The 23,211-nt window shown below is 74.0% G+C and carries 23 protein-coding genes and 1 pseudogene; 14 read left to right on the top strand and 10 right to left on the bottom strand.

Translation table 11 applies throughout. The features are described 5' to 3' along the window. Positions 1-70: 70 nt before the first annotated feature. The gene (locus ACLIN4_RS18295; protein WP_107478533.1) at positions 71-508 is read right to left on the bottom strand and encodes an NfeD family protein; all 438 of its coding nucleotides are present in this window, start codon (positions 506-508) and stop codon (positions 71-73) included. A gap of 226 nt (positions 509-734) precedes the next feature. Here ACLIN4_RS18295 and ACLIN4_RS18290 point away from each other — a divergent pair, with 226 nt between their 5' ends. The 6 genes and pseudogenes from ACLIN4_RS18290 to ACLIN4_RS18265 form a co-directional block, all read left to right on the top strand. Then, complete coding sequence (locus ACLIN4_RS18290; protein ID WP_307652436.1) at positions 735-1,973, top strand: cation:proton antiporter; 1,239 nt, start codon at positions 735-737, stop codon at positions 1,971-1,973. 107 nt (positions 1,974-2,080) lie between these two features. Then, positions 2,081-4,183, top strand: coding sequence for a SpoIIE family protein phosphatase (locus ACLIN4_RS18285; RefSeq protein WP_107478531.1), 2,103 nt, complete (start codon positions 2,081-2,083; stop codon positions 4,181-4,183). 177 nt (positions 4,184-4,360) lie between these two features. Next, positions 4,361-4,627: a GlsB/YeaQ/YmgE family stress response membrane protein gene (locus ACLIN4_RS18280; protein WP_100046545.1), complete on the top strand. Its 267-nt coding sequence runs from the start codon at positions 4,361-4,363 to the stop codon at positions 4,625-4,627. A 56-nt stretch (positions 4,628-4,683) separates the two neighbouring features. Continuing rightward, positions 4,684-5,259, top strand: coding sequence for a TerD family protein (locus ACLIN4_RS18275; protein ID WP_411576016.1), 576 nt, complete (start codon positions 4,684-4,686; stop codon positions 5,257-5,259). 24 nt (positions 5,260-5,283) lie between these two features. Further along, positions 5,284-5,868 (top strand): TerD family protein, encoded by a 585-nt coding sequence (locus ACLIN4_RS18270; protein ID WP_100046543.1) that lies wholly within the window; start codon positions 5,284-5,286, stop codon positions 5,866-5,868. Between the two features lie 58 nt (positions 5,869-5,926). Then, positions 5,927-6,283, top strand: a pseudogene (locus ACLIN4_RS18265) (GNAT family N-acetyltransferase); the annotation flags it as partial. A 25-nt stretch (positions 6,284-6,308) separates the two neighbouring features. Here the strand turns inward: ACLIN4_RS18265 and ACLIN4_RS18260 are convergent. Then, positions 6,309-7,598: a phosphatase PAP2 family protein gene (locus tag ACLIN4_RS18260; protein WP_307652438.1), complete on the bottom strand. Its 1,290-nt coding sequence runs from the start codon at positions 7,596-7,598 to the stop codon at positions 6,309-6,311. 222 nt (positions 7,599-7,820) lie between these two features. Next, positions 7,821-8,444 carry a VOC family protein gene (locus ACLIN4_RS18255; RefSeq protein ID WP_307652439.1) on the bottom strand — a complete coding sequence of 208 codons (624 nt, stop codon included), beginning with the start codon at positions 8,442-8,444 and terminating at the stop codon, positions 7,821-7,823. A 351-nt stretch (positions 8,445-8,795) separates the two neighbouring features. Between ACLIN4_RS18255 and ACLIN4_RS18250 the strand changes: the two genes are divergently transcribed. The 3 genes from ACLIN4_RS18250 (at position 8,796) to ACLIN4_RS18240 (ending at position 11,226) form a co-directional block, all read left to right on the top strand. After that, entirely contained in the window at positions 8,796-8,999 is a 204-nt protein-coding gene (locus tag ACLIN4_RS18250) for a cold-shock protein (RefSeq protein WP_019324834.1), read from the top strand. 247 nt (positions 9,000-9,246) lie between these two features. Continuing rightward, positions 9,247-10,848: a DEAD/DEAH box helicase gene (locus tag ACLIN4_RS18245; RefSeq protein ID WP_411576015.1), complete on the top strand. Its 1,602-nt coding sequence runs from the start codon at positions 9,247-9,249 to the stop codon at positions 10,846-10,848. A gap of 51 nt (positions 10,849-10,899) precedes the next feature. Further along, on the top strand, positions 10,900-11,226 hold the full coding sequence (locus ACLIN4_RS18240) for an SCO5918 family protein (RefSeq protein WP_289908597.1): 327 nt from the start codon (positions 10,900-10,902) through the stop codon (positions 11,224-11,226). A gap of 165 nt (positions 11,227-11,391) precedes the next feature. Here ACLIN4_RS18240 and ACLIN4_RS18235 read toward each other — a convergent pair whose 3' ends face one another. From ACLIN4_RS18235 to ACLIN4_RS18220, 4 genes are read right to left on the bottom strand one after another with little or no spacing between them, the layout of a single operon-like run. Then, positions 11,392-11,934, bottom strand: a complete 543-nt coding sequence (locus tag ACLIN4_RS18235) for a hypothetical protein (protein ID WP_411576014.1) — start codon at positions 11,932-11,934, stop codon at positions 11,392-11,394. After that, positions 11,918-12,409, bottom strand: a complete 492-nt coding sequence (locus ACLIN4_RS18230) for an RNA polymerase sigma factor (protein ID WP_043371515.1) — start codon at positions 12,407-12,409, stop codon at positions 11,918-11,920. Before ACLIN4_RS18230 ends, ACLIN4_RS18235 begins: the two co-directional genes overlap by 17 nt. A gap of 45 nt (positions 12,410-12,454) precedes the next feature. After that, positions 12,455-13,135: a class F sortase gene (locus tag ACLIN4_RS18225; protein WP_289908595.1), complete on the bottom strand. Its 681-nt coding sequence runs from the start codon at positions 13,133-13,135 to the stop codon at positions 12,455-12,457. After that, positions 13,132-13,530, bottom strand: a complete 399-nt coding sequence (locus ACLIN4_RS18220; RefSeq protein ID WP_411576013.1) for a sortase-dependent protein — start codon at positions 13,528-13,530, stop codon at positions 13,132-13,134. Before ACLIN4_RS18220 ends, ACLIN4_RS18225 begins: the two co-directional genes overlap by 4 nt. Before the next feature lie 292 nt (positions 13,531-13,822). On the opposite strand from ACLIN4_RS18220, the gene ACLIN4_RS18215 reads away from it, so the two are divergent. From ACLIN4_RS18215 to ACLIN4_RS18205, 3 genes are read left to right on the top strand one after another with little or no spacing between them, the layout of a single operon-like run. Further along, the gene (locus ACLIN4_RS18215) at positions 13,823-14,080 is read left to right on the top strand and encodes a hypothetical protein (protein WP_100046535.1); all 258 of its coding nucleotides are present in this window, start codon (positions 13,823-13,825) and stop codon (positions 14,078-14,080) included. Then, positions 14,077-14,829: an ABC transporter ATP-binding protein gene (locus tag ACLIN4_RS18210; RefSeq protein WP_307652442.1), complete on the top strand. Its 753-nt coding sequence runs from the start codon at positions 14,077-14,079 to the stop codon at positions 14,827-14,829. Before ACLIN4_RS18215 ends, ACLIN4_RS18210 begins: the two co-directional genes overlap by 4 nt. 2 nt (positions 14,830-14,831) lie before the next feature. Then, complete coding sequence (locus ACLIN4_RS18205; protein ID WP_411576012.1) at positions 14,832-17,372, top strand: FtsX-like permease family protein; 2,541 nt, start codon at positions 14,832-14,834, stop codon at positions 17,370-17,372. A gap of 124 nt (positions 17,373-17,496) precedes the next feature. Here ACLIN4_RS18205 and ACLIN4_RS18200 read toward each other — a convergent pair whose 3' ends face one another. After that, a complete protein-coding gene (locus tag ACLIN4_RS18200) occupies positions 17,497-18,513 on the bottom strand; it encodes a hemolysin family protein (protein WP_107480079.1) in 1,017 nt (338 codons plus the stop codon). Continuing rightward, entirely contained in the window at positions 18,510-19,850 is a 1,341-nt protein-coding gene (locus ACLIN4_RS18195; protein ID WP_411576011.1) for a hemolysin family protein, read from the bottom strand. Before ACLIN4_RS18195 ends, ACLIN4_RS18200 begins: the two co-directional genes overlap by 4 nt. 270 nt (positions 19,851-20,120) lie before the next feature. On the opposite strand from ACLIN4_RS18195, the gene ACLIN4_RS18190 reads away from it, so the two are divergent. Beyond that, on the top strand, positions 20,121-21,107 hold the full coding sequence (locus ACLIN4_RS18190; RefSeq protein WP_411576761.1) for a sporulation protein: 987 nt from the start codon (positions 20,121-20,123) through the stop codon (positions 21,105-21,107). Positions 21,108-21,227: 120 nt separating this feature from the next. Further along, a complete protein-coding gene (locus tag ACLIN4_RS18185) occupies positions 21,228-21,482 on the top strand; it encodes a twin-arginine translocase TatA/TatE family subunit (RefSeq protein WP_100046530.1) in 255 nt (84 codons plus the stop codon). A 74-nt stretch (positions 21,483-21,556) separates the two neighbouring features. On the opposite strand, the gene ACLIN4_RS18180 is transcribed toward ACLIN4_RS18185, so the two are convergent. Then, positions 21,557-23,194 carry a penicillin-binding transpeptidase domain-containing protein gene (locus ACLIN4_RS18180; RefSeq protein ID WP_290013113.1) on the bottom strand — a complete coding sequence of 546 codons (1,638 nt, stop codon included), beginning with the start codon at positions 23,192-23,194 and terminating at the stop codon, positions 21,557-21,559. Positions 23,195-23,211: the final 17 nt, after the last annotated feature.

The raw sequence follows: 23,211 nt of genomic DNA, 5'->3' as shown, positions 1-23,211 counted from the left end.
GGTCGTTCAGGGTGTCGTGGCGTCGTCGGCTTCACGGCTTCATGGCTTCACTGCTTCATGGCTTCACTGCTCACGGCAGGAGTTCGCGGGGGTAGACCACGGCCGTCGCCCCCTCGATCTCCATGACGTCCACCAGCGCCCCCACCGGGATCACCAGGCTCTCGTCGAAGGCGCGGGCGGACCACTCCTCACCGGAGAGTTTGATCAGGCCGTGGGTCGCGGTGACCTCCTGCATCACCTCGGCCCGCTTGCCTATCAGCGCGTCGCTGCCCTCGCGGGTGAGGGGCTGCTGGGTCATGTGGCGCAGTGCGACGGGCCGGACGATGACGACGCCCGCCACCGCCGCCACGGCCAGCGCCACCAGTTGGCCGAGGAGGCCGACGCCCAGCCCGGCGACCACGGCGGCGACCAGCGCGGCACCGGCCAGCAGACCGAGGACCAGCGTCAGGGTGAAGAACTCCGCGGCACCCAGTGCCGCGGCGGCGAGCAGCCATACGAACCACGGCATCGAATCGCCCTCCTTCAGGGGCCTTCTCCACCAAAGTACCTTCAGGAGTGCCGAACAGACAGATACGGCGGAAGTGGTTTCTTCCGTGATCATGCGGCGTCTTCCACCGTGTCCCGGCGTTCCCTCCGTCGGCCCGGGCCGGGTGGTCCGGTGCCGCCCGGCGGGTGAGAGTGGCAGCGGCCGTGTACGACGACGGCCCGCGCACGCCGCCTGCCAGGGAGACCCGATGACCCACCCCGGCACCCTGGTCCTGATCATGGCGGCGGCCGTCCTGGCTCCGCTGCTCGTGCACGTCACGGGGCGCCGGGTCCGGGTTCCGCTGGTCATCTTCGAGATCGCCCTCGGCATCGTCATCGGCCCGCAGGTCCTGGGCTGGGCGCGTCCCGACGAGGTCGTCGACACGCTCGCCGACCTCGGACTGTCGATGCTGATCTTCCTGGCCGGTTACGAGATCGAGTTCGCCGCGGTCCGGGGAGACACCCTGCGCCGGGCGTTGTGGGCCTGGCCGGCCTCACTCCTGCTCGGTATCGGTGTGGGGTTCCTGTTCAGCGGCGGCGAGGTGTTCGAGGCGTTCGTCGTCGGTACGGCCCTGACCAGTACGGCGCTGGGGACCGTACTGCCGATGCTGCGGGACGCCGGGGAGCTGCGGGGCCGCTTCGGGACGGTGGTGTCGGCGTTCGGCGCGGTGGGCGAGTTCGGTCCCGTCGTGGCGATGGCGCTGCTGCTCAGCGGTCGCCGGCCGGCCGAGTCGGCGGCCCTGCTCGTCGCCTTCGGGGTGGTCACCGCCGGTGCCGTGTTCTGGGCGCTGCGCCCGCGGCCCCGGTGGTTCGGTGAGCTGACCGAGCGGACCCTGCACAGCAGCGGGCAGTTCGCGGTCCGGTTCGTCATGCTGCTGCTGGCCTGCATGCTCGGCCTGGCCGAGGTGTTCGGTCTGGACGTGCTGCTGGGCGCGTTCGCCGCCGGGGTGCTGACCCGGCTGGTGCTGCGGCGGGCCGTGCCGGAGGCCGGCGAGGAGGTCGTCGGCAAGGTGGAGGCGATGGGGTTCGGGTTCCTGGTGCCGTTGTTCTACGTGGTCACCGGGATCGAGTTCGACCTCGACGCCCTGCTGCACGACCCGGTCGCCCTGTCGCTGGTGCCGGTCTTCCTGGTGCTGTGCCTCGTGGTGCGCGGCGGACCCGTGTACGTCCTCGCCCCGAAGGACCTGCGCCGCGCCGACCGGACGGCGCTCGCCCTGTTCGCGTCGACGTGCCTGCCCCTCGTCGTGGCGATCACGACGATCGGCGTGGACCAGGGGCTGCTCGGCACGGACCGGGCGGCCGCCCTGGTCGGGGCCGCGATGATCTCCGTGCTCGTCCTGCCGCTGCTCGCGACCCGGCTGCGGAAGGCGAGCGGCGGGGCGGCAGGGGGCGAGCGCCGCGAACCCCGGCCGGCGCGGGGGACGGCGGACGACACGGAGGCGTGGTGAGCGAGGCGGCGTGCGGCCCGGCGGACCCCACCGCGCCGCAGCGGCCGAGTTGCCGTGCCCGGGCGATGCGAGAGGGTGGGGACGGAGGTCCGCGAAGGGAGCTTGCGGTGACGGGCGGTCCCGTTGACGACGCTGCGGTGCTGAGCGCGCTGTTCGCCGATTCGCCTCAGGGTCTGTTCGTCTTCGACGCCGAACAGAAGGTCACGCGCTACAACCCCGCCGGGCGGGGGGTGCGCGGCCTGTCCGCCGAGGACGTCGTCGGGCGCGGCGTCGAGGATTTCGCCCCCGGTTTCGAGGGCGGTGAGCTCAGGGCGCTGATCGACGAGGTCCTGGCGACCGGTGAGCCGCTGCGCAGCCGGCTGGTCCGTGGCCGGTCGCCCTCCGAGCCGCACCGGACCCTCGCCGTCGAAGTGTCCCTCTTCCCGCTGCGCGGACCCGGCGACGGCGTCCCCGGACTGGTGGGCGTGGTGGAGGACGTGACCGAGCGGCAGGCCGCCGCGGACCGCCTCGCCGTGCTCAGTACGGTGCACGCCACCGTCGGTTCCACGCTGGAGGCACGGGTCACGGCCGACGAGCTGGTCCGGGCCCTGGCGCCCGGCTTCGCCGACATGGCGAGCGTCGACCTGATCGACGACGGACCGGACGGCACCGTGCGCCGGGCCGGCCCCGTGCCGTCGGCGGTGCCGCTGCGCCGGGTGTCCTTCGCTCCCCCGGACGCGCCGGTGAGCAGGGCGGAGGGCGACAGCCGCCCCTTTCCCTTCCCCACCCCGTACACGCAGGCCCTCAACGACGCCCGGGCCCGTCTCGTGCACGTCTCCGCGGACGCCCCGTGGCTCTCGGCCGACCCGGACGGCTTCGCGCCGCTGATCGCCGCGCACGTCCGCTCCATGATCGTCGTGCCGCTCACGGCCCGGGACACCGTGCTCGGGCTGCTGACCCTGTACCGCAACCGGGTCGACCCCTTCGAGGAAGCGGACCTGGACGTCGCCCGGCAGGCGGCCGCCACCGCGGCGGCCCACCTGGACAACGCGCACAGCTACCGCCGCGAGCGCACCGTGGCGTCCACGCTCCAGCGCAGGCTGCAACCCGGCGTGATCCCGCGCCTGTCCGCGGTGGAGACCGCCCACGTCTACCTGCCCGAGGGGGCCGGCGGCGGCTGGTTCGACGTCATCCCCCTCTCCGGCACCCGGGTCGCCCTCGTCGTCGGGGACGTCGTCGGCCACGGCATCGAAGCCGCCGCGACGATGGGCCAGCTCCGCGTCGCCCTGCGCACCCTCGCCCTTCAGGACCTGGAGACCGACGAGCTGCTGACCCACCTGGACGAGGTCGCCGCCCAGCTCTCGGCCGCCGACGCGCCCGCCGCGGCGACCGCGCCCACCGCGGCGACGCATGTGGCGACCTGCGTGATCACCGTCTACGACCCCGTGTCCCGGCAGTGCGTGACGATCCGGGCGGGGCATCCCGCCCCCGTGGTCATCGACCCGGACGGCTCGCCGGTCGCCGTGGACTTCGCGCAGGGGCCGCCCCTGGGCACGGGCGGCGGGCGTGCCTTCACCCCGACCGTGTTCGAGGTTCCCCCGGGCAGCCTGCTCGCCCACTGCACCGGCGGTCTCCTCACCGCCGTCGGCGAGGGCGAGGCGGCAGCCCGGCGGCACCTCGAGCACGTCCTCGCCCCCACCGCCCGGCCCCTGCAGGAGCTGTGCGACACCGCCGTGTACCGCATGGCGCCCTCCCGCCACGACGACGCCGTCCTCCTCCTCGCCCGCACCCACGTGCTGCCGCCGGAGCAGGTCGCGGACTGGACCCTGCCCGCCGACGCGTCCGTCGTGGGCACGGCACGCCGGCTCGTCGACCAGCAGCTCGCCGTCTGGGACCTCGACGGTGCGGCCCACACGACCGAGCTCATCGTCAGCGAGCTGGTCACCAACGCCATCCGGCACGGCAACGGCCCGGTGCGGCTGCGGCTCATCCACGACCAGGGGCGGCTGCTGTGCGAGGTCACGGACACCAACAGCGCCAGCCCTCATCTGCGTCAGGCCCGCGCGAGCGACGAGGGCGGGCGCGGTCTCTACATCGTGATGCGGCTCAGCTCCCACTGGGGGGTGCGGCACGGGCGCCGGGACAAGACGATCTGGTCCGAGCAGCGGCTCGACGGGGAACTCCCGGACGCCATGGACGTGTTCGACATCGCCGACGTCACGGACGTGTGACCGTTCCCGTCGCGCACGGGGTCCCGGGCCTCTCGGACGGTGTGCGGCTCCGTCGATCCGCCCTTTCCGCCACCGCCCCGACTTCTACATCTCTGTAGAAGCTAAGCTGTCCGGACACCGCCCGGCCCCGCACGGGCGGAACACACGGACAGAGCAGTGGAAGGGAGCACCGGAACGATGGGTGTCATCGCCTGGCTGGTACTGGGACTCCTCGCCGGAGCGATCGCCAAGGCGATCCTGCCCGGACGGGACCCCGGCGGTTGTGTCGGCACGACGGTGATCGGCATCGCCGGCGCCTTCCTGGGCGGCTGGCTGTCGGCCACGTTCCTCGACCGTCCGGTGCAGCGGGAGTTCTTCGACGCCGCGACGTGGGGGTCCGCCGTCGTCGGCGCCCTCGTCCTGCTGGTCGGCTACCGCCTGGTGCTCGGCAACTCCCGCCGCTGACCGGCCCGACCGCCGGGCCCCACTGTCACGACGCAGACATCGAGAAGGAGTACGCAATGGGAGTCTCCCTGGCCAAGGGCGGCAACGTCTCGCTGAGCAAGGAGGCACCGGGCCTGACCGCCGTACTGGTCGGTCTGGGCTGGGACGTGCGCACCACGACCGGCACCGACTACGACCTGGACGCCTCGGCGCTGCTCCTCGACGCCTCCGGCAAGGTCCTGACGGACGGGCACTTCGTCTTCTACAACAACCTGACCAGCCCGGACGGTTCGGTCGAGCACACCGGCGACAACCTCACCGGCGAGGGCGAGGGCGACGACGAGGCCGTCAAGGTGAACCTGACCGCCGTTCCCGCCGAGGTCGACCGGATCGTCTTCCCGGTCTCCATCCACGACGCGAACAACCGCGGCCAGAGCTTCGGCCAGGTCCGCAACGCCTTCATCCGGGTCGTCAACCAGGCGGACCACCAGGAGATCGCCCGCTACGACCTCTCCGAGGACGCCTCGACCGAGACCGCGATGGTCTTCGGCGAGCTCTACCGGCACGGCGCCGAGTGGAAGTTCCGGGCCGGCGGACAGGGCTACGCCTCGGGGCTGGCCGGTATCGCCGCCGACTTCGGCGTCAACGTCTGACACGACAGCAAGGAAGAAGCGCACATGATCACGCTGACCAAGGAAGACGGCCCCGCGGACCTGGACGGAGTGACCCACCTGTCCATCGGCGTCTCCTGGGACCCGACCGCCGGCAGCAGCGGCGGAGTGCTCGGGAAGCTGCGCCGCAAGACCGGCACCGACCTCGACCTGATCGCCGTCGCCATGCAGGGCGGGGACCCGGTGCGCCTCGCCGGCCTGGACTCCCTCGACCCGATGGGCAACGGTTCGCTCCTCCACAGCGGCGACAACCAGACCGGGCACGGGGACGGGGACGACGAGACGGTGACGGTCGAGTTCGCCGGCCTGCCCGCACCCATCACGTCGATCGTGTTCGTCGCCGCCGCCTACAAGAAGGGCAGCTCCTTCCAGAAGGCCCGCAACATCAGCTTCAAGGTGTACGACGCCACCGGGGGCAGCACGCAGCAGGTCGCCGACATCTGGCCCAGCCTGCTCAGCCAGGACAACGCCTGCGCCGTGGCCAAGGCCGTGCGGGTGGGCGGCGTCTGGAAGCTGGAGGTCGTCAACGAGACCGGGAAGCTCAAGCAGGGCGACGAGCACGCCCTGATGCGGTTCGCGGTCAGCAAGTAGTGCGCGGCGCGGCGAGACCGGCCTCTTCCGGGCCGGTCTCTTCCCGGCGGTGCCTCTCGAGTTCGCCGCGGACGTGGGGGAAGCCGTCACCGTCGACGCCGGATCCTGGGCCGGCACCCGGTTCGCCGACAAGAGCTACACCTTCTGGGAGACCCCGGACGGCATCCCCGTCTCCATGGCCGGCGCCAACCCGATGATCGCCGGGGTGGTCCAGGTGGACCCCGTCCACACCCCGGCCCCCCTGAGCGGCCGCGGCTACGCGGGTGCCGTGACGGCCGAGGCCAGCCGGGCCGCGCGGGCGGCCGGTGCCAAGGAGGTCGTGCTGTACACGAACGCCGCCGATCCGACCAGCAACGCCCTGTACCGGCGCCTCGGTTACCGCCCGGTCGTGGACTGGGCGGTGTACGACTTCGCGGAGGCGGCCCGCCGATCAGGCGGGCTCAGGCCGGTTCGAGCTGGGCTTCGGCCTGTCGCGGCACCGTCGCCGTCCTGGGCTCCCACCGCCTGGTGGTCCGCACGTAGCCGTGGATCACCGAGGCCATGGCGAGGAGGAGGAGCGGTCCGTACAGCCACGGGTGGTGGGCCATCTCCAGGGACAGGTAGCGGGACGCCGCCAGGACCGCCGCGAACACCACCACGCCGTGAGCGACCAGCCGGGTCCCCGACCGGTCCCAGCCGCGGTCGTACGAGCGCAGTGCCGCCTCGATCGTGACCGCGAAGACCACGCCGGCGACGAGGTCGATACCGTAGTGGTAGCCGAACCCGAGGGTCGCGGTGAGCGTGGCGACCAGCCAAAACGTTCCTGCGAAGCGCAGGGGGCGCGGGCTCCTGCGGGTGTGGATGAAGATCGCGACGGCCCAGGCCGTGTGCAGGCTGGGCATGCAGTTGCGGGGTGTGACACCGTCGTACGTCACCGGGTGGGGAGGGCCGAGCGGCGGCAGGGCGTCCGGCCAGATGTCGGCCACCGCCCACTCCGCCCCGCCGGTGCCGAAGGCGCCGGTGCCGTAGAGGAAGACCGGCCCGACCACCGGGTAGATCATGTAGACGGCCGGTCCGAGCAGGCCGATCAGCAGGAAGGTGCGCACCAGGTGGTGGCGCGGGAAGCGGCGCTCGGCGGCGACGTTGCGCAGCTGGTACAGGGCGGCCACGGCCGCGGCCACCGCGAGCTGGGCGTAGACCCAGTCGAGGACGTGGGGGCCGACCGGTGCGGTGGCCTCGACCAGGCGCCCCATCACCCACGACGGGTTGCCGAGCGCGTGGTCGGCGGTGGCCACGTACTGGTCGAGCACCGCCGGGCGGGTCTTGGAGGTGATCAGCAGCCAGGCGTCGCCGGTCTTGCGGCCGGCCACCAGCAGCAGGCCCAGCCCGACGCCCTTCAGCAGCAGGACGCGGTCCGGGCCGGTGCGGCGCGTGACGGCGACGACCGCGCAGCCCAGGATCGCCCACAGCGCGCCGTTGCCGAACGAGTGCCCCTCGGTCACCCGCGCCCCGGCCGCCCACCGCACCAGGGTGAAGGCGACGTCGATGCCGACCGCGGCGCCGGCCGCGACGAACCGCTGCCGCCAGGTGAGTACCACGATCGTCAACGCCAGGCCCGCGTACAGCAGCGGTCCCGACGCGGGGGCGAATATCGCCTCTCTCGCCTGATTGGTGAGCGGCCCCGGCTCGCCGTAGCGACGCGCGGCGACCTCCAGCACGACCATGAAGGCGAGGGCCGCCACACCCGCCACGGCCCAGAGTCTCGCCCGTGGTCGGCGGCATATTCGTGAAAACACCCGCGGTGGCATGTATCTCAATCTTTATTCTGTTTGCTACGAAATGCGCTCAATAGCAAGGAATCCGGCGAAAACGACGGGCGGTGAGCTGGAGGCTGTCGTCTTCCTGTCGAAGGGAAATGTACGGGCCCGCCGACAGAAGAAGACGGGAAGGTGACAGATCGGGTTCCGACCCGGTCACGTCCTGGCGGGCTCGGTCTCCCAGACGAATCCGTCCGGGTCGCTGAACGGGCGGGAGGCGCCCGAGAGCACGAGCCGGTGCGACCCGGTGCCGTCGGCCGGGACACCGGCGACCTTGGCGAGGCCGCGACGCTTGTACAGGGACAGCTTGACGGCGCCGGAGCCGGTGTCGAACTCGACGTACTTGCCGCCGAAGCTCTTGGCGACGGCGAGGCCCTGCTCGACGTAGAACCGCTTGCTGGCCTTCACGTCCTCGACGCCCAGCAGCAGCACGAGTTCGTCGAAGTCCCGGGTGACCGGGCCGGTGTCCTTCTTCTTGGAGGTCGCGAGCTGCCAGATCGTGCCGTCGGGTGCCTGGACCACGCCGCCGTAGCCCCACAGCGACCTGGCGGGCGGCTTGACGACGGTGGCGCCCGCGTCGACGGCGGCGGTGAAGAGCGCGTCGACGTTGCCCGGCTGGGACACCACGAGCGAGAGCGTGAAACCGCGGAAGCCGGACGTGGGGGTCTCGCAGGCGCGTAGGCGCACCCTCGACGGGTCCAGCCCGAAGGCGGCGGAATAGAAACGGGCGGCGGCCTCGGGGTCGGCCACTTCCAGGGTGATGGCGTCGATGGCGTTCATGGCGTCGACGGTATGGGCGGCCCGCCAGCCGGTGCTTCTCGAAAACTGACGGGTCCGGGCGGCCCCGGCCGCCCCGACGGCGCCCGGCCTCACGCCGAGGCAGTGAAGCACGTCACCGCCCAGGTCCGGGGGTGGGCCGCCGTCCCCGCAGGTCGGTCCGGGGCCGGCTGAGAATATTCCCCGACCGGCCGGTCGAACCGGCCTTTTTCCGGCGCCCCGGGGAACCCGGCGTGCTACTGTCGTAGGAAGTTGCAGTTGTGGTTGCCTGAAGGTTTTTTCCGACGGGGTGATCATCACGGCGACCGGAGTTCGCACAGGGTGAACTCCGAGCACCGTACCGAAGGAGAAAACATGGCTTCCGGCACCGTTAAGTGGTTCAACTCGGAAAAGGGCTTCGGCTTCATCGAGCAGGACGGCGGCGGCCCCGACGTCTTCGCCCACTACTCGAACATCGCCGCCCAGGGCTTCCGTGAGCTGCTCGAGGGCCAGAAGGTGACGTTCGACATCGCGCAGGGCCAGAAGGGCCCGACGGCCGAGAACATCGTCGTCGCCTGACGCGCTCGCATCACCTCGCAGCCGGGGCCCGCACCGTGGGGTGCGGGCCCCCGCTCGCGTTTCGTTTTGACTTCTCCGCGTTTCGCGTCTCTCCGTCGCGTTTCGTTTCTCATTTTTCGTTTCCCGGTCCGCGTCCGCGTGAAGCAATACGCCGACAGCGGCCGAGGCCGGCTCGTTCTTGCGATTCACCGCGCGGTTCCTCGCTGCGGGACTCCCTTGATACGTGCCGTATCAAGGAAGGTTCCCCATGAACCGCGTACGCACCAGTGACCGCCGACGCTCCGGCGGCGGCCCCCGCCGCGCCCAGACCCCCGGTCGCAGGCCGGCCGCCCCGCAGGGGGAGTTCGCGCTGCCGAAGACGGTCACACCGGCACTGCCCGCCGTCGAGTCGTTCGCCGAACTCGACATGCCCGCCCGGCTGCTGGCCGCGCTCGGCGACGAGGGCGTGACCGTCCCGTTCCCGATCCAGGCGGCGACCCTGCCGAACTCCCTGGCCGGCCGCGACGTGCTCGGCCGCGGCCGCACCGGGTCGGGCAAGACCCTCGCCTTCGGCCTCGCCCTGCTGGCCCGTACTGCGGGCCGGCGCGCCGAGCCCAAGCGGCCGCTCGGCCTGATCCTCGTCCCCACCCGGGAGCTCGCCCAGCAGGTCACCGACGCGCTCACCCCCTACGCCCGGGCCCTCGGCCTGCGCTCGGCGACCGTCGTCGGCGGCATGTCGATCGGCCGGCAGGCCGGCGCGCTGCGGGCCGGCGCGGAGGTCGTCGTCGCCACGCCCGGACGGCTCAAGGACCTCATCGACCGGGGCGACTGCCTGCTGGACGACGTGGCGATCACCGTCCTGGACGAGGCCGACCAGATGACCGACATGGGCTTCATGCCGCAGGTCACCGCCCTGCTCGACCAGGTGCGCCCGGACGGGCAGCGGATGCTGTTCTCGGCCACCCTGGACCGCAACGTCGACCGGCTGGTCCGCCGCTACCTGACGGACCCGGTGGTCCACTCCGTCGACCCGTCGGCCGGCGCCGTCACCACGATGGAGCACCACGTGCTGCACGTCCACGAGGAGGACAAGCAGCGCACCACCGTCGAGATCGCGGCCCGCGACGGCCGGGTGATCATGTTCCTGGACACCAAGCACCGGGTGGACCGGCTGGTGAAGCAGCTGCTGAAGAGCGGCGTGCGCGCGGCGGGCCTGCACGGCGGCAAGTCCCAGCCGCAGCGCACCCGCACGCTCGCCCAGTTCAAGGACGGTCAGGTGACCGCGCTGGTGGCGACCAACGTCGCGGCCCGCGGCATCCACGTCGACAACCTCGACCTGGTCGTCAACGTCGACCCGCCCGGCGACCACAAGGACTACCTGCACCGGGGCGGCCGTACGGCCCGCGCCGGCGAGTCCGGCAGCGTCGTCACCCTGGTGACCCCGGACCAGCGGCGCGAGATGACCCGGCTGATGGCCCTGGCGGGCATCAGCCCCCTGATCACACCGGTGCGTTCCGGTGAGGCGGAACTGTCCCGCATCACCGGTGCGCAGGCACCGTCCGGCGTCCCGGTCGTCATCACGGCGCCGGTCGTGGAGCGCCCGCGGCGCGCGGCGTCCGGCGGCGGTTCCTCGTCCCGGCGGCGCCGGGGCGGCGGCGGTGGCGGTGGCGGCGCGCAGGGCCGCACCGGCCAGGACCGCACCGGTCAGGGGTCCACGGGGCAGGGCCGTTCCCGCCAGGAGAACTCCGGTCAGAGCCGCACCCGTCAGGAAGGCGGCTCCGGCCGGCGACGGGGCGCCCAGGGCCGGCCCGCCGGTGACGCCCCGCGTCGCGGGCCTCGGCGCCCGTCCTCAGGTGGCGCGTCTGCCTAGAACACGCGCGACCGGCAAACCCATCCGCCCCGTCCCTCTCGTGGAGGCATCATGCGCTGTGTCATCGCCCGGTACCCGTTCGACCTCACCAAGGGCGGGGTGGTGGAGTCGATGAAGGGCATCACGCCCGAGCCCATCACCGGGGAGTCCGTGACCGTCGGACGCCGCCGCTACCCCGTCAAGCAGGTGGGCGAGGTCGTCACCCGGCAGGACCGCCGCGACTTCTCCGCCGGTGAGGTCACCCGGGCGATGGCGCGCCTGGGCTTCACCTGCCACGCCGCACCCGGAGCGGCGCCCGCGCCGGCCCCCGACGCCACGCCGGTCCAGACGGCGTCGGCGCTGCTCGGCGGGAACACGGCCACACCCCTGGACGGCTGAGGCAGAGCGGGGGCGGCCCGGCACCACCGCTGAAGCGTCCGGGTACGGGAGCACCGGACCGGACGCTACGGCTCCGGTCGGTGCCGGGGCGGGGTCCGGTCGGTGCGGGGTCGGCGGCTGATCATCAGTGCCGGATCAGCGTTCGCCGGATCAGCCTCCGCCGGGTCAGTGTCCCGCCGTGGCGGTAGTGCCGCCGTACTCCGACGGTGTGCGCGGCGTGCTCGGGCGGGCCGACGGCCCGGTCCCGGGTGTGCTCGCCGACGGCGGGTTCCCGGTGGGCGGCGTGCTCGGTACCGCCGTCGGCGGCGTCTTCGTCGCGGAGGGCGGGGACGCCTCGGGCGTGGCGACCTCCGAGGGCAGGCTCGAGGGCTCCCGGGACGGCACCGGGCCGGGCGACGCCGGTGGCGGGTCGGCGGGAGCCGGGGCCAGCGGAGCCGTCGGACGGGCGGGGGGCGACGGGGCCGCCCAGTTCAGCGGCAGTGCGATCAGTGCGGCGGCGGCAGCGGTCGCGGCGGCGCCGGCCGCTGCGCGCAGCAGCCGCCGGCGGGACGCAGCCCGGCGGATCGCCTCGTAGCGGCCGGGCGGCGGGCCCAGGTAGTCGGCCCCCGGACGCAGCACGACCAGCAGCGGATCGTCGTCGTCCCGCCCGAACCCCTGGCCGCCCCGGTCGTCCTGATCGTCCTGGCCGCCCTCAAGGCGTGTGGTCAACGCTTCTCCTCAGGTGGACGCGGAGCAGTTCACGGGCCGCGTGCAGGTCGGCCTTGACGGTTCCCTCCTTGCGCCCGGTCAGCACGGACACCTCCCGGATCGGCATGTCGGCGTAGTAGTGCAGCAGGATCGGCACGCGCAGCCGCTCCGGCAAGGACTGTACGAGCAGCCGCACCGAGGGGTCGGCCTGCTCCGGGTGCGGGCGGACGGCGACCTCGGCCGTGACCCGGCGCACCGCCCGGCGCTCGCGCTCCAGTTTGCGCCAGTGGTCGCGGACGAGGTTGGCGGCGGTGACGTAGAGGAAGCCCCGGGGTTCGTCCACGGACGTCCAGCGGGCCCAGAGGCGGGTGAACGCCTCCGAGGCGATCTCGTGGGCCGTCTCGTCGTCGTCGACGAGCCGGCGGCACCAGCCGGCGAGGCGCGGGTACAGGGCGGCGAACAGCTCGGACGCCGCCCTGTCACGGGACCGTTTCAACGCTCTCCATGGTCGTGAGGGTATGCCGGTGCGCGGGGCCGTCGGTCAGGAGACCGCGGGGCTCCGCGCGCTGGTGGTCGCGCCCGCGGTCGCACCGGTGGTCGCGGTCAGCTCGGCGAAGACGATGACGTTGTCCCGGTACTCGTCGCCGCTGCGCGGCCCGCCGCAGGTGATGAGCCGCAGCTCCGGGCGGTCCACGTCGCCGTAGACGTCGTCGGTCGGGAATTCCGCCTTCGCCACCGTCCGTACCTCGGTGACCGCGAACTCCGCGGCCGTGCCGTTCGCCAGGCGCGCCTCGACCCGGTCGCCCCGGTGCAGCCGCGCGAGCCGGCGGAAGACCCCGTCCCCGTGGCTGCCGACGGTGACGTGGCCGAGGACGACGGAGGGACCGATCTGGCCGGGGGTCGGCGAGTGCCGGTACCAGCCCGCCAGGTCGTCGTCCGTGACCGGCGGGACCTCGACCGTGCCGTCGGACGCCAGTCCCAGCCGCATCACCGGGGTGTCCACTCCGATGGCCGGGATGCGCAGGCCGACCGGCGCCGAACGCGCCAGGGGCCGCACCGGTTCCGCGGACGGCTGCGCGGGCGGGGCGGTGGTCGCGGGCCGGGCGGACCCGTCCTCTCCGCCCGCCCGGCCACCGCCCGCGTCACTCCCCTGCCCGCCGCAGCCCGCGAGGACCGCGGCCAGTACGACGGCGGCGAGGGCGCGCCCGGAGCGCGGGGTCATGCCCCGGTCGCCGCCCGCCGGCGGCGTACGACGAAGAGGACCGCGCCGCCCGCGAGGAGCCCGGCACCGGCGCCCGCGCCGATGAGCCCGGCGTCGCTCCCGGAGGACTGCGCGGCCCCCACCCCGGTGTCGGCCGCGCCCTCGGGCACGACGGACACCTGGCCGTCGGCCGGGACCTCGGACGGCTCGGCCGCCGGGGCCGGGGCGCTGACGGAGGGCGTCGGCACCTCGGACGGCCCGGTACCGGTGCCGGGCGCCTCGGACGGCTCGGCGCTCGGGGTGGCGGCAGCGGGGCTGGAGGGGACCGGGGTGGGGTCGGTGGCGAACGCGGGGGCGATGCCCGCCAGTACGGCGGTGCAGGCCAGGGCCACGGCGCTGAGGATGGTGCGGCGCATCGGGTCGCTCTCTCTCGTCGGTCTCGTCGGTCGTCGCGTGTGTCGCGTGGGGTGCGGATCGGACGGAGAGACGAGGCGGCGCAGGGGCGGGTTGTAAAGAGAGGGCAAAGTCGTCGGCGGGCGGGCTTCCGGCGGCCCGCCCCCGGTCCCCGACAGGGCCCCAGCCACGCCCGGAGCCGGAAGGTACAGCCTGCTGTACCCCGGACCGGGCGGCCCACGGGATCGGCCGGAGGGGGTCGGGGTCCATAGCGTCGGTGACGTACCGAGAGCGCAGCCCACGGAGGACGCCGCCATGACGCACCAGGACCCGTACCGCTTGACCGCACCGCCCGCGGGCGCCCCCACGGGCGGTGCGGACGACGGCCCGGACGCCGTCTCCCGCGGGGACGTCCTCCGCGCCCTGCTGTGGGCCCTCGTGGTGGTCAGCGCGGTCGCCAACATGACCGCCTCCTTCGGCGGCGCCCCCACCTGGGTGCACCTGGCCAGCGGCGTCGTCACCGTGCTCGCCGCCGGGACCCTCGTCGTGCGCGCCCTGCGGGGGCGTCGATGAGCACCGCGGTCACGACGGCCACCGCGCTCAGGGCCCCCGCCATCGCGCTGGCGCACGTCGCCAGGACCTACCCGGGGGACGTACGGGCCCTCGACGACGTGTCGCTCACCGTGGAGCACGGCACGTTCCTCGCCGTGATGGGCCCCTCGGGGTCCGGCAAGAGCACGCTGATGCACTGCGCCGCCGGGCTGGACTCGCCCACGTCGGGCAGTGTCCGCATCGACGGGCAGGAGATCTCCGGGATGAACGAGACCCGCCGCACCGAACTGCGCCGCGAGCGCGTCGGCTTCGTCTTCCAGGCGTACAACCTGATCCCCTCCCTCAGTGTCGAGGACAACATCACGCTGCCGCTGCGCCTGGCCGGCCGGCGCCCGGACCGGGACTGGCTGCGCACCCTGACCGAGCGGGTGGGGCTGGCCGGCCGGCTCGCGCACCGCCCGGCCGAGCTGTCCGGCGGGCAGCAGCAACGGGCCGCCGTCGTACGGGCGTTGGCGGCCAAGCCCGCCGTCGTCTTCGCGGACGAGCCGACCGGGGCGCTGGACCTGCGCAGCGCCCACCAGGTGCTGGACCTGCTGCGCGGCCTCGTCGACGACCTGGGCCAGACGGTGGTGATGGTCACCCACGACCCGGCCGCCGCGGCCCGCGCGCACCGGGCCCTGGTGATGGCCGACGGCCGGGTGGTCGAGGCGCTGGAGCGGCCGACCGCGCCGCACCTGGCCGACCGCCTCGTGGCGTTGGGAGAGCGGTAGACGTGCTGTACCTCGCCTGGCGGATGGCCGCGCACCGGGTCACCGCACTGCTGGCCGTGACGTGCGCGGTCCTGGGCGGCGCGGCGCTGATCACCACCACCGGCGTACTGGCCGAGTCGGGGCTGCGCTCCCAGCTGCCGCCCGGACGGCTCGGCGGCGCGGACGTCGTGGTCGCGGCCGACCAGGAGTTCCACCCGCGCGGGGACCTGCCGATCGCGCTGCCCGAGCGCGCCACGGTCCCGGACCGGCTCGTGGACCGGCTGGCCGCCCTGCCCGGGGTCACGGCGGCGGTCGGGGACATCGGCTTCCCGGCCGCGCTGGTCGGCCCGCGCGGACAGGTCCTCGCGTCCGCCGACGACCCGAGGACGGCGGGCCACGGCTGGTCGTCGACGAAGCTGCTGGCGGACCCGCGCGTGACGGGCCGGGCGCCGTCGGGCGCGGGCGAGGTCGCCGTGACCGCGGCGGCGGGCGTCGCGGTGGGCGAGCGGGTCGAGGTCGTGGCGAACGGCCGCCCCGCCACCGCCTACCGGGTCTCCGCGGTGGTCGACGCCCCGGGCGCGGGCGTCTACTTCGCGGACGGGACGGCCTCGCGCCTGGCCGGTCGCGGCGGCGACGGCGACGGGACGCGCGCCGGGACCGTCGACCTGATCGGCCTGCGGGTCGACGACGGAGCCGGGGACCGGGTCGCCTCGGCGGTGCGCGAGCAGGTGGCGGGCACGGGCCTGGAGGTCGTCACCGGCGCGGACCGGGGTGAGGCCGTGGAGCCCGGCGTGGGCTCGGCGCGCTCGCTGCTGATCCTGCTGGCCGGTTCGCTCGCCGGGATCGTGCTGCTGATCACCGGGTTCGTCGTCGCGGGCGCGCTGGGCGTGACGATCGCCGGGCAGCGCCGCGACCTGGCGCTGATGCGGGCCGTCGGGGCGACGCCGAAGCAGATCCGCCGGCTGGCCGCCGCGCAGTCCTCGGTCGTGGCGGCGCTGGCCCTGGTACCGGGCGTGGCGCTCGGCTACCTGCTGGCGGGCCGGTTCCGGGAGCTGCTGGCCGGGCGCGGGGTGCTGCCGGACGAACTGCCCCTCACGCTCTCCCCGCTGCCCGCGGTCGCCACGCTGCTGCTGGTGGCGGCGGCCGTGCAGCTCTCCGCCCGCTGCGCGGCCTGGCGCACGTCCCGCAGGCCGGCCACGGAGGCGGTCGCCGAGTCCCGCAGCGAGCCGCGCCGGCCCTCACGGGTGCGCACCGGCGCCGGCCTGCTGCTGATGCTCGGCGCGTGCGTGCTGTCGGCGGCGCCGCTGATGTCGCGAACGGTCCTCGGGGCCTCGGCCACGTCCATCGCGGGCATCCTGGCCGCCATCGGCCTCGCCCTGTCCGGGCCGGCGCTGGTCCAGCGGGCCGGTGCGGCGGTCGCAGGGCGGCTGCGGCCCGGGGTCGCGGCCCCGACATGGCTGGCGCTGGCCAACGTGCGCGGCTACGCGCTGCGCCTTTCGGGGGTGATCAGCCCGCTGGCCATGGCGGTCGTCTTCGTCCTGACGTACACGTTCGCGCAGACGACGGTGCTCGCCGCCACCTCGGACGACACCCGCGGCGGCACGCTCGCCCAGTACGAGGTGACCGCGCCGGCCCTGGGCGGGCTGCCCGCGGACACGCTGCCCGCCGTGCGGGAGGTGCCGGGCGTGCGGGCGGCGGCGCCCGTCGGCACGACCACGGTGGTGTGGGAGTACGAGGAGTTCGGTGAGCCCGCGGCCGAGTCGGCGTCGGCGATGGTGCTCGGCCCGGACACGGGGGACGTCGTCGACCTCGGCGTGACGGAGGGCGGCCTGGACCGGCTCACCGGCGACACGGTCGCCGTCAGCGGCGAGGCCGCGCGGACCCGCGGCGCGGGCCTCGGGGAGCGGGTGCGGCTGGTGCTGGGCGACGGGACGCAGGTCGACGCCCGGGTCGTCGCCGTGTACGACCGGGGGCTGGGCTTCGGCCCGGTCGTCCTCTCCCGGGAGCTGGCCGCCGGGCACACCACGACGGACCTCGACCGGAGCGTCCTGGTCCGCACAGACGGCACCGACGCGGCCGCGCGGGGTCTGACCGCGCTGGCCGCCGACCGCGCCGGCCTCGCCGTGGCGAGCACCGCCCCGGACGCGGACTCCCCGGGCGCGGACACGCCGCCGGAGGTGTGGGTCAACCTGGCCACCGTCGTCGTACTGCTCGGCTACCTGCTGCTGAGCATCGCCAACAAGCTGGTCGCCGCCACCGCCCAGCGCCGCGCCGAGATCGCCGCGCTGCGTCTGGTCGGCACGACGCCTCGGCAGGTCCGCGCGATGATGCGCCGCGAGGCCGCCGTCGTGGCCGCCGCGGCCCTCGTCTCCGGCCTGCTCCTGTCCGCCCTCCCCCTCGCCCTGCTGGGCCAGGGCTTCCTCGGCCGGCCCTGGCCGGCGGGGCCCGCCTGGCTGCTGCCCGCGGTGGCGGCGACGGTCGTCCTGACCGCGTACGTCACCATCGAGCTGCCCACCCGGCACGCCTTGCGCACGCCGCCGGCGGACGCGCTGCGGGCGGCGTGAGGCGGGCGGCGTGAGGCGGAGCCGGTGCACCGGGCGCGCGCCGGTGGACCGGCGGGACGAGCCGTGGCCGCCCCCGCAGTGGTGTCACCGCGGGAGGCGGCCACGTTCGCCGGACGGCGGAGGATCAGACCGGTGTCGGCCCCACCAGCTCCGTCAGGACGTCCTCCATCGTCACGAAGCCCAGGACCGCGCCCGTCTCGCCGGTGACGGCGGCCAGGTGACTGTCCTCGGTGCGCAGGGCGGTGAGGGTGTCGTCCAGCGGGGTGTCGATGCGGACCCGGGTCACCCGGTGCAGCGCCGAGCGCGGGAAGGGGGCGTCGCGGTCGGTGAGGCCCAGGGTGTCCTTGATGTGCAGGTAGCCCAGGACGGTGCCGCCGGGGCCGGTGACCGGGAAGCGGGAGTAGCCCGCCTCGGCGGCCAGGCGCTCCAGCTGGGCCGGGGTGACCGTGTGGCCGACGGTGCGCATCTTCGGGACCGGGACCAGGATCTCGCCGACCGGGCGGGTGCCCAGCTCCAGCGCGTCGCGCAGCCGCTCGCCGTCGGCCGGGGTGAGCAGTCCGGCCTCGCTGGCGTCCACCACCATGCGGGCCAGCTGGTCGTCGGTGAAGACGGCCTCGACCTCGTCCTTCGGCTCCACCCGCAGCAGCTTGAGGAGCGTGTTGGCGAAGGCGTTGATGCCGAAGACGACCGGCTTGAGTGCCCTGGTGAGGGCGACCAGCGGCGGGCCGAGGACCATCGCGGTGGTCGCCGGGGCGGCCAGGGCGATGTTCTTCGGGATCATCTCGCCGATCAGCATGTGCAGGTACGTGGCGAGGGCCAGGGCGATCGCGAAGGCGACCGGGTGGACCAGCGCGTGCGGCATGTGGACCGCCTCGAACGCCGGCTCCATCAGGTGCGCGATGGCCGGCTCCGCGACGGCGCCGAGCACCAGGGAGGAGACGGTGATGCCGAGCTGGGCCGTGGCCATCATCTGGGAGATGTGCTCCAGGCCCCACAGGGTCATCCGGGCGCGCTTGTCGCCCGCCTTCGCGCGCGGCTCGATCTGGCTGCGGCGCACCGAGATCAGGGCGAACTCGGCGCCGACGAAGAACGCGTTGGTCAGCAGCGTCAGGGCGCCGATGAAGAGCTGTACGACGGTCATCGGGCGGCCTCCGGCTCCCGGTCGGCCGGCATGACCGGCGCGGGCGCGGTGATCCGCAGGCGGTCGGCGCGGTGGTGGTCGACGTCGAGGACGTCGACGCGCCAGCCGTCCAGGTCGACGACGTCGCCCTTGGCCGGGATGCGTGCCAGGTGGGTGGCGACCAGGCCGGCCAGGGTCTCGTACGGCCCCTCCGGCGCGGTCAGTCCGATGCGCTCCAGGTGGTCCAGACGGAGCGAGCCGTCGGCCTCCCAGGCGGCGCGGCCGTCGGCCTCGGCGGGGGCGGGGAGCAGGTCCGGTATCTCGACCGGGTCGTGCTCGTCGCGCACCTCGCCGACGACCTCCTCCACGATGTCCTCGACGGTGGCCACGCCCGCCGTGCCGCCGTACTCGTCGATGACGACGGCCATGGTGCGGGTGGAGCGCATGCGCTCCAGGAGGCGGTCGGCGGGCAGGCTGTCCGGCACCAGCAGCGGCGCGGTGGCCAGCTCGGTGACGGGGGTGGCCCGACGCCTGTCCGGCTCCAGGGCCAGCACGTCGCGGATGTGCACGGTGCCGATGACCTCGTCGAGGCTGTCCCGGTAGACCGGGAAGCGGGACAGGCCGGTGGCGTGCGAGAGGTTCGCGGCGTCGGCGGCGGTCGCGTGGGCCTCCAGTGCCTTGACGTCCACGCGCGGCGTCATGACGTTCTCCGCGGTCAGCTCGCTCAGGTGCAGGGTGCGCACGAACAGCTCGGCCGAGTCCGCCTCCAGGGCGCCCTCGGCGGCCGAGTGCTGGGCCAGGGCGACCAGTTCCTCGGCGCTGCGGGCGGAGGCCAGCTCCTCGGCCGGTTCCAGGCCGAAGCGGCGCACGAAGCGGTTCGCCGTGTTGTTCAGGTGGCGGATGAAGGGGCCGAAGGCGGTGGTGAAGCCGCGCTGCGGGCCGGCGACGACCTTCGCGACGGCCAGCGGGCGGGAGATCGCCCAGTTCTTGGGGACCAGCTCGCCGACGACCATCAGGACGACGGTGGAGACGACCACGCCGAGCACGGTCGCCACCGTCGGGGCGGCACCGCCCAGGCCGATCGCCGTCAGCGGGCCGCGCAGCAGCACGGCGACCGACGGCTCGGCCAGCATGCCGATGACCAGGGAGGTCACGGTGATGCCGAGCTGGGCGCCGGAGAGCTGGAGGGTCAGCGACCGTACGGCCTTCAGGGCGCCGTCGGCGCCGCGCTCACCGCACTCGGCGGCACGCTCCAGGTCGGAGCGCTCGACGGTGGTGAGAGAGAACTCGGCCGCGACGAAGACGGCGCAGGCCAGGGTGAGGAGGAGGGCCAGCAGGAGCAGCAGGACCTCGGTCACCGTGCCACCCCGCTTCCCTCACGCGCATTCGGGGGGACTGGCGGGCCGGCCATGGCACGGCCGGTACTGGGAGGCTCCATTACGGAACGGGACTCCTTAACGGGGTCGGTGGGGGCCGGTGCCTGCCGGCCGCCCTGGGGTCAAACCTCATGGTAAAGGACGAGCAAAGACAAGGGGAGTCCTTCGGCCCCTATGCTTCTACTCGCCTGTAGAGAACGGCCGGAGGGCTCCGGTTGTTCCCCGCACGAACGTGAAGGAGTGGACGCCTCGATGGTGTTCAAGCGGTTGCTCGGTTCCCTCGGCGTGGGCGGACCCACGGTGGACACGGTCCTGGACCCGGGCGCCGCCCGGCCCGGGGGCGTGCTGTCCGGCCGGGTCGAGCTCGTCGGCGGCACCGCCGACCATCACATCGAGCACATCGGGCTGGAGCTGGTGGCCCGCGTCGAGGCCGAGCACGAGCACGGGGAGGGCGAGGGCGTCGTCGCCTTCGACCGGCACACCGTCGGCGGCTCCTTCCGGCTGGCCGCGGGCGCGCGGCACGAGGTGTCGTTCTCGGTGCCGCTGCCCTGGGAGATGCCGGTGACCGAGCTGCACGGGCAGCCGCTGGGCATCGTACTCGGCGTGCGCACCGAGCTGGCGGTGGCGGGCGCCCGCGACAAGGGCGACCTGGACCCGCTGACCGTGGCGCCGCTGCCCGCCCAGGAAGCCGTCCTGGACGCCTTCGGGCAGCTCGGCTTCGGCTTCCGCTCCGCCGACCTGGAGTACGGCCGCATCGGCGGCACCGGGCAGCAGCTGCCCTTCTACCAGGAGATCGAGCTGACCCCGCCCGCCCGGTACGCCCACCAGATCAACGAGATCGAGCTGACCTTCCTGGCCGTCCCGGGCGCGCTGGAGGTGGTGCTGGAGGCGGACAAGCGCGGCGGCCCGTTCGCCGACGGCCACGACGCCCTCAGCCGCTTCACCGTCCCGCACGAGGGGCCGGCCGGACCGCAGGACTGGAACGCGCTCGTCGAGGGCTGGATCCAGGAGCTGGTGGAACACCGGGCGTCGTACGGCTCCCACGCCGTGTACGGGCACGAGTCCGGGCTGCCGGGCGGCGCCCCCCGCGTCGGCACCGCGGTGGCGGCGGGCGCGGCCGGGCTCGCGGTGGGCGTCGCCGGCGGGATGGTGGCGGCCGAGGTCGTCGACGAGGTGGGGGACTTCTTCGAGGGTGACGACGAGGGCGGGGACGGCTCCGAGGGCGAAGAGGGCCGATAACTTCTACGCAACTGTAGAAGAATTGTGGGAGATCGCCTCCGGCGCCCGTCGGCCATGCCGTAGATTCCGTGCGGGCCCCTGCCGCGGGTCCGCACCGTACGTCACCAGGGGAGCGCCGCCGTGTTCGGACTGAGCGAACTCGCGATCATTCTCATCGTCGTCATCGCCGTCATCGCCGCCAAGAAGCTCCCCGAGCTGACCCGCTCGGCGGGCAAGTCGGCGCGCATCCTCAAGGCCGAGGCCCGCGCGATGAAGGACGAGGAGCGGACACCGGCCGAGGACCGCGCGGCGCCGCGCGTGATCCGGGGCGAGACGGTCGAGCGCGGGGAGAGCGACGGCACGGCCGGGGGCCGGGGCGGCGCGACGCAGGGCTGACCGACCGGGCCCGGTCCGCCCGCGCCCCGGCTGGTTCCGCCCGCGCCCGTCCGCCCGCGGACACCGGCCGGCGCTCAGGACGGGTCCTCCGGTACGGCGGACAGCAGGCTGTGCACGACCGGGCCCGCCGAGCCGCCGCCGGTGACGCCCTCCTCGACGACCACGGCGACGGCCACGTTGCCGCGGTGGGCGACCAGCCAGCCGTTGTTGTCCTGGTCGTCGGAGACCTCGGCGGTGCCGGTCTTGGCGCCGATCTCGCCGGGCAGGTCGGCGAGGACGTGCGCGGTGCCGTCGGTGACCGTGGCCCGCATCAGCTCCCGCAACTGGGTCACGACCTCGTCGGGCAGCGGCTCGGTGCGGGTGCCGTCCTCGTTCCCCGCGGTGATCGACGGCTGGTGGAACTCGCCGGACACCGCGGTGGCCGTCACCGACGCCATGACCAGCGGGTTGGCCTGGACGCGGCCCTGCCCGATCATCGACGCGGCCTTCTCCGTCTCGTCCTTGGGCACCGGCACCGACCCGTCGTAGGTCGGGATGCCGATGTGCCACTCCTGGCCGACCCCGAAGTAGGTGCGGGCCACCTTGCCCAGCTCCCCCTCGTCGAGCTTGCCGCGCAGGCTGATGAAGGCGGTGTTGCAGGACTCCGTGAAGTCCTTGCGGAAGGTGGCGCCGGGGAACTCGGAGGTCTCCACGTTGTGGAACTCCTTGCCCACGGTCAGGTACTTGGGGCAGTCCACGACGTCGTCGGGCTTCACCGCGCCCTTGAGCAGCAGGGCGCTGCTGGTGACGATCTTCCAGGTGGAGCCGGGCGCGTAGGTGCCGGAGGCGGCGCGGTTGAAGCCGGACGCGGGGGAGTTGGCGAGGGCGAGGATCTCGCCGTTGTCGATGCGCAGGGCGACGAGGGCGGCGTTCTTGCCGTCGGCCCGGGCGAGGGCCTTCTCGGCCGCCGCCTGCCAGGTGGCGTCCAGGGTGGTGCGCACGGGCCGGTCGTCGGCCGCCGGGTCGGGCCGCTCGCCGAAGGACGCCTCGGTGCGCACGGTCTCGCCGGTGGCCCGGTCGACGAGCTGCACGGCGCCGCGCGGTCCGCCGCCGGTGCGGTCGGCCAGCCGGCCCAGGAGCGGGGTCAGGGAGGGGTACGAGCCGTCCGCGACCGAGGTTCCGTGGCGGTCGGTGACCTTCGGCGGGGTCGTCTCCTCGCGCTCCAGGCGGAACTTCTCCGTGTCGCTCAGTCGCGGGTGGACCAGTGACAGCCGCCAGTCCACCTTCCAGCCGCCGTCCTTCTTCTCGCGCACCAGGGGCAGTTCGGACTCGTACGTCCAGGTGCCGAGGCCGGTGATCGGCATCTTCGCGGTGAAGGGGACGGTGACGGTGCCGTCCTCGGTCTCCTCCGCGTCCTCGGCCGCCGCCAGCCGGGGCCCCTCGATGTCGAGGCCCGCGGTGAAGCTCCGCAGTACGTCCCGGGCCGTGTCGGGTCTGGTGGTGCGGTCGGCCGCGCCCGGCAGGCGCCCGGCGGCCCAGTCGGCGAGGAAGGCGCGCGCCTGTTTCGTCGCGGCGGGGTCGGGGCCGTCGTCACCGCGCGCGAAGGGGCCGAGTCCGGCGGCGTAGGAGCCGCCCGCGGCGACCGCCAGCACGACCGCCACGGCGGTGACGGCGCGTACGCCGTTGCGGGGCCGGCGACGGGAAGGAGGGGTGAGGTGGGGAGTGTCCGGCATCGGAGTCTTCTCCTGTC

The organism is Streptomyces mutabilis, assembly GCF_046628145.1.
Taxonomy (GTDB): domain Bacteria; phylum Actinomycetota; class Actinomycetes; order Streptomycetales; family Streptomycetaceae; genus Streptomyces; species Streptomyces mutabilis.
The sequence above is the reverse complement of the archived record's forward strand: the minus strand, read 5'-3'. Positions and strand labels throughout refer to the sequence as shown.

Bases quoted from the DNA above. Each gene is read 5' to 3' on its own strand.
- ACLIN4_RS18240 (WP_289908597.1), top strand. From the start codon at position 10,900: ATGCGCTGTGTCATCGCCCGGTACCCGTTCGACCTCACCAAGGGCGGG.
- ACLIN4_RS18215 (WP_100046535.1), top strand. From the start codon at position 13,823: ATGACGCACCAGGACCCGTACCGCTTGACCGCACCGCCCGCGGGCGCC.
- ACLIN4_RS18270 (WP_100046543.1), top strand. From the start codon at position 5,284: ATGATCACGCTGACCAAGGAAGACGGCCCCGCGGACCTGGACGGAGTG.
- ACLIN4_RS18280 (WP_100046545.1), top strand. From the start codon at position 4,361: ATGGGTGTCATCGCCTGGCTGGTACTGGGACTCCTCGCCGGAGCGATC.
- ACLIN4_RS18200 (WP_107480079.1), bottom strand. From the start codon at position 18,513: ATGACCGTCGTACAGCTCTTCATCGGCGCCCTGACGCTGCTGACCAAC.
- ACLIN4_RS18295 (WP_107478533.1), bottom strand. From the start codon at position 508: ATGCCGTGGTTCGTATGGCTGCTCGCCGCCGCGGCACTGGGTGCCGCG.
- ACLIN4_RS18220 (WP_411576013.1), bottom strand. From the start codon at position 13,530: ATGCGCCGCACCATCCTCAGCGCCGTGGCCCTGGCCTGCACCGCCGTA.
- ACLIN4_RS18275 (WP_411576016.1), top strand. From the start codon at position 4,684: ATGGGAGTCTCCCTGGCCAAGGGCGGCAACGTCTCGCTGAGCAAGGAG.
- ACLIN4_RS18190 (WP_411576761.1), top strand. From the start codon at position 20,121: ATGGTGTTCAAGCGGTTGCTCGGTTCCCTCGGCGTGGGCGGACCCACG.
- ACLIN4_RS18290 (WP_307652436.1), top strand. From the start codon at position 735: ATGACCCACCCCGGCACCCTGGTCCTGATCATGGCGGCGGCCGTCCTG.
- ACLIN4_RS18250 (WP_019324834.1), top strand. From the start codon at position 8,796: ATGGCTTCCGGCACCGTTAAGTGGTTCAACTCGGAAAAGGGCTTCGGC.
- ACLIN4_RS18180 (WP_290013113.1), bottom strand. From the start codon at position 23,194: ATGCCGGACACTCCCCACCTCACCCCTCCTTCCCGTCGCCGGCCCCGC.
- ACLIN4_RS18255 (WP_307652439.1), bottom strand. From the start codon at position 8,444: ATGAACGCCATCGACGCCATCACCCTGGAAGTGGCCGACCCCGAGGCC.
- ACLIN4_RS18225 (WP_289908595.1), bottom strand. From the start codon at position 13,135: ATGACCCCGCGCTCCGGGCGCGCCCTCGCCGCCGTCGTACTGGCCGCG.
- ACLIN4_RS18210 (WP_307652442.1), top strand. From the start codon at position 14,077: ATGAGCACCGCGGTCACGACGGCCACCGCGCTCAGGGCCCCCGCCATC.
- ACLIN4_RS18245 (WP_411576015.1), top strand. From the start codon at position 9,247: ATGAACCGCGTACGCACCAGTGACCGCCGACGCTCCGGCGGCGGCCCC.